Raw genomic sequence first — 9,359 nt, 5'->3', positions numbered from 1 at the left:
CCTCCGCAGATCATCGGCCGTGAAATCCTGCCGCAACGCCACCGCAGCCGACATGGCAAACCCTCCCGGTTCGCCTCATCGAATCAGATCCGCCCACGCAACGAAACCCCGTGAGTCACCCTCAGCGTCGATTGGTATAAGGCATACCCCCGCCGCCCGATCTGATCACGGGCCAGCGGGGCGTGTCGTGTCCACACGATGGCGAGCTAATACGCACCGCGGCTCACCGGTAGGATGCGAGAGACCTGTTAGCTCTAGGTCAACGGCGGGGTGGTTTCCGGCGACCACGACCGCGCCGGGTCGAGATCCTAACTCTGCGGCCGGCGACGTCCGATGGCGAAGTCGCCTCCCGGCGAGGATCCAAGGTCCGCTTTAACTGGGCGCAAATGGCCGAAAGGCATGCTCCACTCCAGGCTCGCTTTACCTGCCAGCTCAATAAGGCTGCGCAGCCGGCTCCTGCATACTCAGAGGCGCCGTTGAAGAACGACGTGGCTATGGTGGTGATCTCAATAGGCATGACAGTCTCCTAGAATGCAAAAACCCGCCCTCGGGGTGAGGACGGGTTCGCGGGTTTGACAGGCAGCAGGATCGCTGCCCTGTTCCATATACGAAAGGCAAGAAACACAGACGGCCCCGCCTCAGTGGTGAGGAAGGGCCGTTGAGGTCTGACGGTGATCGGCGCCGAGCGCGCAGACCTATAGTGGGATTCAGACGCACGTACTCGGCCCGCGGGGATGCAGGCTGCGCCGATCTTCGGTTTTTAGGTGATGGCCCGAGCAGCGGCTATGCGTGCTTACGCGTCTCGGGATGGTGACGATTTCGAGCATTTCGCCCGACGGGTCAAGCACCGAATGACCCAGTTCGTCGAAGTGGTGGGTACCGCAACCGATAGTTGGAGGAAAGCACTTCGACCTAGGGCGCCTTGTTGAATTTTTCAGACAAATTTGATATTGGTATTAAATTATTTTTGTGACCTCCTCGACGGAGGTTCGCGTGGCGTATCAGATCCACATCGACGGGGTATGCATCGGATAGGTGATCCGGTCGGAGGGCGGCAACGCGTTCGCCTACGATCCATCGGGCAGCGTAGTTGGACAGTTCGGAGACTGCGACGCCGCCATCCTTGCGCTTTCCTGTCTCCAGCGAGCCGCCGCATGAGCGACCGCATAGTCGGCGAGGTGCGGAAGTCGGCTCGTGAGAGCATCCGCGTGGTGCTGCGCGAGAAGCGGGGCGACCTCGGTCTCGATCTCCACGTCGCAGCCACCAACGGCCGGGGCGTGATGTGCGAGACGGCCAAAGGCCTGCGGGTCCCGGTGGCACAGATCGGCGCCCTGATCGATGCTCTCCTGGAAGCTCAGCGTCTCACCGGTCCGGAGAAGGGGTGATCGACGGGCTGATCGCCCAACAACGAACGAAGGTTGGAAAGGACTTTCTGAGCCGTCTGGTCAGCAGATTCACTACGGAGGTTGGCGAGTTCGGCGACGGTCTTGGCGACATCACGCGGCCGGGCAGGTTGGCCATGACGCTCGACGAAGGGGCCATCAGTCTCGGTCAGCAGGCGATCAGCCGGCAGTTCGCCAACCAGCTTGCGGTGCTTAGGTGAGCGGAGCATTTCGGCGTTGATCGAAAAATAGCAGCCGAGCGCCGTTGCGCGTCGGGCCTCGGCGGCAGTCCCTGTGAGCCTGTCCGACGGCTACCGCGCCGAACTCGCTACCGCCGTCCCGGACATCGATGGGAAGCGCTGGCAGGAGGTGACCGCCGGCCTCGCGGCGATCGCCCGCAGGCATCCTGACGCTGAGCCGGACATCACCGCGCTTGCTCAGCACCTGCGGGCCATGGAGCCCAGGGCGATGATCGAAGGCCGCAGCCATGCAGCCTAAGGCGCCCGCACCCCGTCCGAGCGTTTCTATCCGAGGCCGCGCAGATCTGAAGGCTGCCGGCCGGGCCTTCGGGCGAGAAGCTGCGAACGCGATTAGCCGAGCGATCCTCGACTGCCCCACGGAGCGAGGGACCGGCGAATATGTCGATAGTCTGACCGCTCGACCGAATTGACCTCCGGCTGGGGCCGCGCGACGGCGGCGGTTGGCACGATCATCTCGAACACGTGGGACAAGGCCGGCCAAGCGATCGATCGAGTCGTTACCGGCGGCGACTTAGAAACCCGTCTCGCTACCGCGCAGAAGGTGCTGGAGAACTCAAGGAGCCGCGCGGCGGGGGTCTTCGGCAGCATCCTCCCGAGCCTCGCCGGCAGCGACGTAACGGCGGCGCGGGATGAAGTGGCGCGCCTGCAGGCTCAGGTCGACAAGCGGGACGCAGCGAGCCGGCAGGCACAGCAGGCGCAGGTTTCTCTGCGGATCGGAGACATCGTGCGGGGCCTCGACCCGGCAGGGGAGGCCATCAAGAAAATCTCCGACCAGGTGACGGACATCCGCAAGAACCTCGGCCGCCTGCCGCTTGATGAGCAGGGCGCGGCCCGGAGCGCAATGGAAGGCCTGGTCGCGCAGTCGCGCATCCTGAAGGAGAACATGGCGGCCGGCGGGGAGCAGTACGCCGCCAGCCTCTGGCAGGCGCAGTTCGGGCAGCGCACTGTCGGCTTCACGCCACAGTCCGCATAAAGCGGTGACTATGGAGTCATTCAAAACGGCCCACATCAAGCGAGGCACTTTCGAAATAACAGTCCCGATCAAGGAGCCAGTCCCAAGAGATCGTGTGACGTTGGGCTTCGTCACTCTCTGGGCGGCGATAGCCGTAGCTGCCTATCAAGCGGCGCAATCAAGTGATCGGGCTTAGGCGATAAGCACCAGCAGCGGCGTTGACGCCGCGGTAACTTGTTGAGGGCACCTTGCCCTCAAGCCGGGCTCAGGACCGGTTTGCTGGTGAGATGAACGAAGCACCCGTCGCCCCGTGATCAGATCGGGGGACGGGCTTGACTCTCTCGGCTTCACTCGCGGGAAACTCGTCAGATCAGGCTGGCCAGCACTCGTGCGGCATGCTTTTTCGTTTCTACCGGCTTCCAGCCTCGATCTTGGCAATGATGCCGTCGAGCTGCTCGATCGAAGATCGGTGGCGAGCCATCATTTCCATCGACACATCGAGCAATTCGCCGCGTGGATCGGTGGCGTATGTTCGCATTTCACCTTTCTCCATCCGCGCTAGAATGGCTGTCGCGGCATCGCGCTCGGTACGGCACCATCGCTCAAACCAAACTTGGGGCTCCATTTCACTCTCTAACTAGCGCCGCCCACATTGGCCGCGTGGAGCTTTTTCGAGCCGGCGGATCATGTCGATGAAAGGTGCTGCTCAGGCTGAATTCTAACGAGGCCGCTCTACCTGGGAACACGTCTTAACGGAGGTTCGGAAGGCATCAAAGGCAGCCTTCCAGATCATAGGAGTGGTTTGGTGGACGGCAGCACGAAGAACGAGGAGGCCGAAGCGATGCGGCTCGGCTCGGAGGCCGGGAAAGCCGAGAAGCGCTTCGCGGGCGAATGTCCTTACGACTACACGAAGTTTGGCCTTCGGTTTGCCTGGCTGGATGGCTTCTCGAAAGGGCGCGTCGAGCTGGAGAAAGTAATGGGGACCGAACCGGCAACCCAGGTCTGATAGCTGTCGCTGATCATCGTCGCGTTGGCACATGGATCGCCTTGCTGTTCGCATTCGTGGCCGGCGGCTGCTCAATGTCGTCGGCGTTGTACCAGCGGTGTGGGTTGCGTCGGTGCCTCGGAATGCCTGTCATAGGATCGTCGCCGAGCCGGATACGAGGCCCAGCAGCGCGGTAAGCTTTATTAGGCCCGTGTCGGTCATCTCCTCGCCATTCACGAGCCACAGGCTGAGGTCGTCGCCAGTTGGCCCGACGTACAGGCCGATCGCGCGAAGGGCTTCGACGGCTTCGTGGGATGGATCGTCGCTCACGGCGTCGTCGCCCTCGCCTCCAAGTTCAGACGGTCCCGCATCTCCTTGCCGGCCTTGAAGGCGAGCACGGTCTTGGCCGGCACCGCGACCGGCACTCCGTTCCTCGGATTGCGCCCCTGCCGGGCAAGCTGCTCCTTCACCGTGAACGATCCGAACCCACGGATTTCCACCCGATCGCCCGCTACCAGCGCGCCTGCGATGCGGTCAAGAATGGCATCGACCACCGCTTCGCAGTCCTTCTCGTAGAGATGCGGGTTCAGAGCGACGAGGCGGAGAACGAGGTTGGACCGGATCATGGCGCTCGAATAGGGGCACGGAGCGCCGGTCAGCAACCGGTCGATCTCGCTCGCTGCCGGTCTCGGTGGCTGAGTACCCGGTGATCCCGTTCGCGCCCCTCCCATGGGGCGGCAGGGGCAACGTCGTCTCGGCGGCCGGCGTAGCACTCTTTGGGATGGTGGCGGGGCGATGAGCCTTTACGCCGAGATAGGTGTCGGAAGGAGCGGGATGGCTCCTTCCGACCGTTTGACGTTCTAACGCAGGTTGCCGTTCAGGCCCTTCGGGAAGAAGCCGTTCGGCTGAGCGCCAGCGTTCAGGTAGACGATGCTGAGCACCTGCTTCGGTGTACGCTGATAAGCAACGCCCGCCGAGTCGAGCGGCACGAGCTTCGAGGTCGTCGCATCACCGATCCCCTCGTCCGCCTTGCCAGGCCCGTCGAGCGAGTCGCGCGCGGTGGAGATAGCCTGAGCCTGACTGAATAGCCCGCGGCTGTATAGCACCGTACGGATGATGCCGGCGTGGTAAGCCTCGACAGCCAGGATGCCCGCGGCGCCAGAGAGGTTTGCGGGGTCCTTAATGAGCGGGGCAGCACCGTGATAGGCGGTCACCCCGACATCCTCGAAGATAAAGGCTGCGAGCAGGAAGTTGGTCTCGTTGGCGAAGGCGTCGAAGGTGTCGTTCGGACCCGCAAGGCCAGCGGCACGCGCGGCAATGGTGAAGGCGAAACCAAGATCGATTGCCGGGCGAGCGACGGCGTTGCTGCCGAGTGCTGCACGCAGCGTGTTGACGTGCAAGCGCTCGTCACGAGCAATCTCGTTAGCGTAGTTGGCTATGACTTGTGACTGAAACGGAACCGCGCGGCCGCCAGAGACCGGGCCGAGGGTTCCAGTGCCGCTGACTTCCGCGTCAGCGAGGCCCTGGCCAACCGAAGCACGCAGGTAGAACTCGGCTTCGAGGTACTCAAGGTTCAGCGCGAAATTGAAAATGTCAGCATCGGTGATGGACTGGGCGGCGGCAGGGCGACTGGCATCCGCGCCGAACAACGCGGTGCCGGCAATGCCGAGCCCCAAAGTCTGGATGAAGGCGCGGCGTCCGGCTACGAGATCGAGTTTGCGCGGCGCTGCCTCGGCGTTTTCGGCGTCGTTGTTCAGACGAAAATGTTGTTGAGTCATAGCTTCCTCCTCAGGGAGAACAGCCGGCGGACCATCCGTACAAGCGGCACGCAGCGGCGCGTAGAAGCGCTGATGCCCCGCCTTATAAGCACGTGCTTAAAGGCGACTCTGCTTCGGATTATGGGCTGCAACCGGCGGTCTTTTTATGGGTGTCGGGAACGCGGCACTCACCCTGGCGCGGAGAACAATCCGAGTTAGGGCAGCCAGGACCTAGACCATCTCAAGCCTCAAAAATATCCCAGCAACGTCAGAGATATGTTTTTAGACAACGACATCACGCTTTCGTGAGATTGCGTCCATGCAAGAATGGGTGCCGCATGTGCCCGAGAGATAGAGATCGGCATAAATTAACATTTTCATGCGCTTAACGCATGGACACCAAGCTTGATCTTTGCAGCACGGGGCTACTTGCAGGGATACGTTTCGCGCAGCTTTTGAATGACAGCGATCACCACGCCAGTTCGCTCCTTAGCTTGTTCGGCGTCCTGTCCCAGCTTTGCCAGAGATTTAATCCGCTCCCGTACGATGCCTCGAAGCTGATCGATTGAAACTGGTCGGTCAGAACAGAAAATCCTCGGCTTCCGATCGTTCTCAAGATATCGGTTTGAAAGTGAAAGGCTGTCGGTGACAGCCATAAGATAAAAATCTAGCTCAGATGACCTTTGAGATCCTGATAGATTGTCGAGTAGCTCAAACCTACGCAGTGATAGAACGCCTGCTGTCTTTTCGGCAGATACCGACGGCGTGGCTATGGATATAAACAAAAACAAATATGTAATCCCCCATCGCTGGCGCTTGTACTCAATATCAATTCTCATTCCATCTAACCGGATCCAACCGAGTTTTCGAGATAGGAGGACATATGAAAAGCGGCGTGATCAACCGCTCTTTGTGTCCGGCATGCCGCATCACAGTCTCGACCCACCAGCCCCTATTTTGTAAGGCGAACCCAGATGCGTTCAACGACGTGGCGGTCCCTGAAATCCACGCAGGGCAGACGAGCCGCTCCTCACTGCATTGGGTTGAGATCACCCGCTGCATCCTGAAGCACCGACCTGACGTAGTGGCAGCATGAGAAACTACCGCATTCCTACCGCTGTCGAGATGATGAGCTTACCTGCCGGAGATCGCGTAGCACGCCTGTTGTCGCTCGCCCGCTGGTATCGGGAGCGAGGCGCGGCCTTGAACGCCATTGGATCGACCGCAGGTGCCACTCGGTGCCGCAACAATCTAGAGAGGGTCAGAGCCCTTGCGGAGCAGGTTGGGTGCTGCATCGCTTAGCGGCCCCGCTACACCAGACCATCTAGCTCCCTTCCAATTGCATGATCACCAGAGGCTACAGAGCCGGGCAGCACGCCGTCATCATTCGCGAGCGGGATACCGTTGACCTGCCAGTAACAAATCGATGGCACCTTACCGGCAGGCCGGGCTCAGGACCGGTTCGCTGGTGAGATGAACGATGCACCCGCCACCCCGTGATCAGATCGGGGCGGGCGGGCCTGCCTCCTCTCGGGGTTCACCCTTGTTCCAACTCAATGGCAAGCTGCTACCCAGCACGTTTGGCGCTCCAGCTTCCGCTGCAGCTGACGATGCCGCCGCTGGTGTGCCACGTCCCACTACCGCTGCCCTTGGCGTCGAGCGTTCCAGCGATTGGCACCCTGTTGGCTCCCTTGATGATCGTGGCCTGCACGGTCCCGGACTGTGAGACGCCGCCATCGACATTGATCTCGTCGCTTGGGACCGAAGCGTCGCTATCCTTGATCTGCACCTGATAACTCGTGCTCGCTGGGCACGGCCCGTCCTTGGTGACAGACTGTGATGCTCCACGACCCATCGAACTTGTCGGGTACCTGAACGTTACTCTTGGCTGCTTCAACGGGCACGAGAAGAGCCACTGCCCTGCCAACGACAAGGATGGAAACGAGGGTACGAGACATGCGGCAGCTTTCGCGCTTGAGCAGTCGAAGCCGCCTGGACGGTATGGATACGACTGGACCGCCTAAACAATTTCCGAATTGCCTTCCTTTAACGGCTTACCGAGTCAGTTCGGTAAGGCGGTGGGACCGGCACGAGATCGATGAGTGGATCTACACTCTGCAGCATAGGCCGAGCCAGCTTCCAACCGACGACGAGCTGCTTGCGCTGTTAGGGTGACCGACTGACTGGTGGTGCATTTCAGAAAAGGGCACCGAGTTCCAAGAGCGGAGAAGGGCGTGCGTGGCCGACGGCATGAGGGTAAGCTGCGACCGAGCCTGCACCAGCGGCTTAAGCTGTTGGAACGCGGACCACGCCGCTATGGCAAGAGGACTAGGAAATCCGCCGGCTGATGAAGACGGGTCTCATTGAGCAGGTTGGAGTCATTTCGGCTGACGGATCGAGGGAGTGGACGATCACTAAGAGCCCACTCTGATTGGGGTTTGTAAGGCAAGCGTCTCCTGATCGATGTTGTCGGAGGTTGGCCGTGTCGCTCCCGCTGGTTACGCGCTTCTCTTCGCGGAGTGCAAGCAAAACTCGCGACTTGAGTTCTGTTCCGAACTCTCGGAATTTGACAAAACCTGGAAACGAAGCAGATCTGGCCTCTGCTGCAGCCTGAGGCACGGCTTGCCAAAAACCCTCATTTATACGAAACCCTTTTTTCAAGGGAGCCTCAGAGTGCAACGCGATGGATGCTGATAATCGAGTTAAAGTTGCTGAGGGGCATTGGGACGCATTGCCTGCTTGGCGTTCACAAATGCCCCCGCGCGCGCGGTGGAATGAGTCGTTTCAAATCGTCCGCGACCAAAATTTTCGTATCTGTGGCAAATACCTGGATGGCGAAAACACGGGATTAGTCGACCTGTTCAAGCAAGTGGCAGGGGCGCATTTGCCGCTCGCCAAGGCCATCTCCGTCGGATGCGGGACGGGCGCGAAGGAGATGCGGCTGATCCAAGCGGGTGTCGTTTCACATTTTCATTTATGCGACCTCTCTTCTATCTCCCTTGAGCAGGGAAAGCAAATTGCTCAGGAGTGGGGACTATCAGATAAAGTCTCATTTGCCCACGGCAATGCATTCGATAATATTAAAAATCAAGAGTACGATCTTGTCTACTGGGACAATGCACTTCACCATATGCCGAGCGCGGACGATGCGGTGCGTTGGAGCTTGGAAATTCTGCGTCCTGGCGCCTGGTTCTTGATGACAGAATTCGTTGGAGCAAATCGTTTCCAATGGACTGAGGAAGCTGTCGAGCTGATAAATGCGGTCAGGAACAGCCTGAACGACGAGTGTTTCCACAATCCCCGCGATCCCGACCATCCTTGGCCACGTCACTTTCGTCGCCCAACTTTGGAAGAAATGGAATACGACCCAAGTGAGTCAGTCGATGCGGAAGCAATCATTCCAGCATTGAATAACTATTTTCCAAACGCGCTTATCAAGCACGTTGGCGGCACAGTTTATCACGTCGGCCTCGGAGATATTTTAACAAACATTCCAGAAGGCAGTGACATACTTAAGCTTTGCCTTCTACTAGATCGAGCGACAGCTAGTATTCCGCATTATGCAGTGGGCATCGCGCAGAAACCAGTTCGTGCGAAAAAGCTATCAGCGAAGTGGTTCACGCACATGAAGTCACAGTTCCGGCGCACTTTTTTGGAGCCTAAAGCCTGAAACCAGACCCGATCCGGCCTTTCCTGCGACCTCCGCGCGCGTTTGCGAGGCCCTGTCGCAACCGCGCGGCGTTGACCATACGGCTTGCATGGCGCCTTCAGAACTGGAGGTTGTCTATGATCTTGTTTGCAACCAGCACGCCTTAGGGCGCGGACTCATAAAGTTCGCAGCCAGACCCGGACGGCAGCGAGTTTGACGCTGGCGAGGAAGTTGTCGGGATCCTTGTCGTAGCGGGTGGCGACGGCGCGGAAGTGCTTGATCTTGCTGAAGAAGCGCTCGACCAGGTTGCGGTACTTGTACAGGAACGGGCTGAAGGCCAGGACCTGTTTGCGGTTGGGCATTGGCCTCACGTT

The 9,359-nt window shown here is 59.8% G+C and carries 11 protein-coding genes and 1 pseudogene; 5 read left to right on the top strand and 7 right to left on the bottom strand.

Translation table 11 applies throughout. The features are described 5' to 3' along the window. Positions 1-1,154 precede the first annotated feature (1,154 nt). Positions 1,155-1,385: a hypothetical protein gene (locus tag MKK70_RS00620; protein ID WP_243945381.1), complete on the top strand. Its 231-nt coding sequence runs from the start codon at positions 1,155-1,157 to the stop codon at positions 1,383-1,385. Here the strand turns inward: MKK70_RS00620 and MKK70_RS00615 are convergent. Further along, on the bottom strand, positions 1,355-1,624 hold the full coding sequence (locus MKK70_RS00615; protein ID WP_243945385.1) for a TatD family hydrolase: 270 nt from the start codon (positions 1,622-1,624) through the stop codon (positions 1,355-1,357). The genes MKK70_RS00620 and MKK70_RS00615 overlap by 31 nt on opposite strands. Positions 1,625-1,676: 52 nt before the next feature. On the opposite strand from MKK70_RS00615, the gene MKK70_RS00610 reads away from it, so the two are divergent. Together MKK70_RS00610 and MKK70_RS00605 are read left to right on the top strand one after the other, a co-directional pair. Further along, positions 1,677-1,880 carry a hypothetical protein gene (locus tag MKK70_RS00610; RefSeq protein ID WP_243945379.1) on the top strand — a complete coding sequence of 68 codons (204 nt, stop codon included), beginning with the start codon at positions 1,677-1,679 and terminating at the stop codon, positions 1,878-1,880. A 168-nt stretch (positions 1,881-2,048) separates the two neighbouring features. Beyond that, the gene (locus tag MKK70_RS00605) at positions 2,049-2,615 is read left to right on the top strand and encodes a hypothetical protein (RefSeq protein ID WP_243945377.1); all 567 of its coding nucleotides are present in this window, start codon (positions 2,049-2,051) and stop codon (positions 2,613-2,615) included. A gap of 388 nt (positions 2,616-3,003) precedes the next feature. Here MKK70_RS00605 and MKK70_RS00600 read toward each other — a convergent pair whose 3' ends face one another. Then, positions 3,004-3,219: a hypothetical protein gene (locus MKK70_RS00600; RefSeq protein ID WP_243945375.1), complete on the bottom strand. Its 216-nt coding sequence runs from the start codon at positions 3,217-3,219 to the stop codon at positions 3,004-3,006. A gap of 180 nt (positions 3,220-3,399) precedes the next feature. Between MKK70_RS00600 and MKK70_RS00595 the strand changes: the two genes are divergently transcribed. Next, positions 3,400-3,600 (top strand): hypothetical protein, encoded by a 201-nt coding sequence (locus tag MKK70_RS00595; RefSeq protein WP_243945373.1) that lies wholly within the window; start codon positions 3,400-3,402, stop codon positions 3,598-3,600. Positions 3,601-3,729: 129 nt separating this feature from the next. Here the strand turns inward: MKK70_RS00595 and MKK70_RS00590 are convergent, their stop codons facing one another. From MKK70_RS00590 to MKK70_RS00575, 4 genes are all read right to left on the bottom strand, one after another. After that, positions 3,730-3,909 (bottom strand): hypothetical protein, encoded by a 180-nt coding sequence (locus MKK70_RS00590; RefSeq protein ID WP_243945371.1) that lies wholly within the window; start codon positions 3,907-3,909, stop codon positions 3,730-3,732. Next, positions 3,906-4,205, bottom strand: coding sequence for an HU family DNA-binding protein (locus MKK70_RS00585; protein WP_243945383.1), 300 nt, complete (start codon positions 4,203-4,205; stop codon positions 3,906-3,908). Before MKK70_RS00585 ends, MKK70_RS00590 begins: the two co-directional genes overlap by 4 nt. Positions 4,206-4,439: 234 nt before the next feature. Further along, the gene (locus MKK70_RS00580) at positions 4,440-5,357 is read right to left on the bottom strand and encodes a ferritin-like domain-containing protein (protein WP_243945369.1); all 918 of its coding nucleotides are present in this window, start codon (positions 5,355-5,357) and stop codon (positions 4,440-4,442) included. Between the two features lie 1,546 nt (positions 5,358-6,903). After that, entirely contained in the window at positions 6,904-7,125 is a 222-nt protein-coding gene (locus MKK70_RS00575) for a hypothetical protein (protein ID WP_243945367.1), read from the bottom strand. 894 nt (positions 7,126-8,019) lie between these two features. Here MKK70_RS00575 and MKK70_RS00570 point away from each other — a divergent pair. Next, on the top strand, positions 8,020-9,006 hold the full coding sequence (locus MKK70_RS00570) for a class I SAM-dependent methyltransferase (RefSeq protein WP_243945365.1): 987 nt from the start codon (positions 8,020-8,022) through the stop codon (positions 9,004-9,006). A gap of 155 nt (positions 9,007-9,161) precedes the next feature. Here MKK70_RS00570 and MKK70_RS00565 read toward each other — a convergent pair. Beyond that, positions 9,162-9,359: pseudogene (locus tag MKK70_RS00565) on the bottom strand (IS5/IS1182 family transposase); the annotation flags it as partial.

It is taken from the genome of Methylobacterium sp. E-041 (assembly GCF_022829665.1).
Classification (GTDB): Bacteria; Pseudomonadota; Alphaproteobacteria; order Rhizobiales; family Beijerinckiaceae; genus Methylobacterium.
This window is presented reverse-complemented; position numbering and strand designations above follow the sequence as displayed.